This window comes from Gordonia sp. i37, from assembly GCF_002043085.1.
Classification (GTDB): domain Bacteria; phylum Actinomycetota; class Actinomycetes; order Mycobacteriales; family Mycobacteriaceae; genus Gordonia; species Gordonia polyisoprenivorans.
This window is the reverse complement of sequence record NZ_MVPX01000201.1, coordinates 1-1,375: the sequence shown is the minus strand read 5'-3', so window position 1 is coordinate 1,375 and position 1,375 is coordinate 1. Positions and strand designations below refer to the sequence as shown.

Here is a 1,375-nt window from a genome sequence, read left to right as displayed (position 1 = left end):
GATCTCCTTTGATGAGCGTCGACCGGCGCACCTGGGCACACTCGTCGACGCGGACTACGCGGCGCGAACAGCCCGAGGGCCTCGATCGCGCGATCGAGTGGCCACTCTACTGCCCCGCCCGCGCAGAACGGCACGCCACCGCCCCCGACGGCCCGGCGTCACGGGCGACAGCCCTCCCCCCGGTGGGCCCGACGGGTCGGTCAAGCGGCCTGCGGTCGGTGTCGGGTGTTCCTACTTGTCCGAGTCGGCGGACGTGTCGCCGCCGGACTTGTCGAGGTTCGGCCGATCGGTGGTGACGTCGGTGGGGGTGATCGTCTCGGGCGCCTCGTCGATCGCCTCGGCGTCGGCCGCGGCGAACGGCGGGGTGTAGCCGGGGTAGGTCGCGGCGGCCTCGTCGGTGGGTATCACGCGCATGACGGCCAGCCGGTTCCATCGGGTGACCAGGCCGGTCGCGATCTCGACGTCGATGTACTCCGACGAGGTCGCGTCGATCACGGTGCCGAAAAGTCCGCTCGACAGCTGGATGCGGGTACCGGTCTGGACGGAGTTCTGCATTTCCTGCGTCTCGGCGGCACGCTTCTTCTGCTTGCGCACCGAGAAGAACATGAAGCCGACCATCAGGACCAGCAGAAGTGGGAGAAACAGAGATTCCATCGAGGTGTCGTCGTCCTTGTCGTATCGAGATCGTCACCCGCGGCGCGGCGCTGATGCCACGCTCGGCGGGTCGCCGGTGAGGGGCTCCGGCGAAGTCACGCGCCCGCGACCCGTCGCCCCGGGGTGATGATGATGACCACCGGTGACGTCGGCGCCGAGCGCACGCACTCCCTCCAGTGTGCCATGCGGGGCAAGTCGCTCCCAACGCCGAGAATGTCGGCTTTGTCGCATATATGCCGCAATGGCGCGATGAGAGGGTCGGACCTTCCTCGCCGTGGGCGCTCAGATGTCGTCGAACAGCGACGGGCTGCCCATCTCGCGCGGGCGGACCCCGAAGGTCGCGTTGAGTGCACCGGCGGGCGGTGTGAGTCCGAGGTGGTGCCACGCCGCTGCGGTCGCCACGCGTCCTCTCGGTGTGCGTGCGACCATCCCGGCGCGCACCAGGAACGGTTCGCACACCTCCTCGACGGTCGCCGGCTCCTCGCCGACGGCCACCGCCAGTGTCGACACCCCGACCGGCCCGCCACCGAATGCCCGGATCAATGCATCCAGGACGGCGCGGTCGAGGCGGTCGAACCCCAGTTCGTCGACGTCGTAGACGGCCAGCGCCGCACGTGAGATGTCGACGGTGATCACCCCGTCCCCGCGGACCTCGGCGTAGTCACGAACGCGCCGCAACAACCGGTTGGCGATGCGGGGCGTGCCCCTTGAGCGGCTCCCG

General features: G+C 69.5%; 2 protein-coding genes. Both read right to left on the bottom strand.

From position 1 onward, the window contains the following. Window positions 1–231: 231 nt before the first annotated feature. The gene (gene yajC, locus B1964_RS09410) at window positions 232–654 is read right to left on the bottom strand and encodes a preprotein translocase subunit YajC (RefSeq protein ID WP_006370218.1); all 423 of its coding nucleotides are present in this window, start codon (window positions 652–654) and stop codon (window positions 232–234) included. Window positions 655–936: 282 nt separating this feature from the next. Further along, the coding region (locus B1964_RS09405) for a Holliday junction DNA helicase RuvB C-terminal domain-containing protein (RefSeq protein ID WP_290440687.1) at window positions 937–1,375 on the bottom strand (439 nt) is incomplete at its 5' end.

Bases quoted from the DNA above. Each gene is read 5' to 3' on its own strand.
- yajC (WP_006370218.1), bottom strand. From the start codon at position 654: ATGGAATCTCTGTTTCTCCCACTTCTGCTGGTCCTGATGGTCGGCTTC.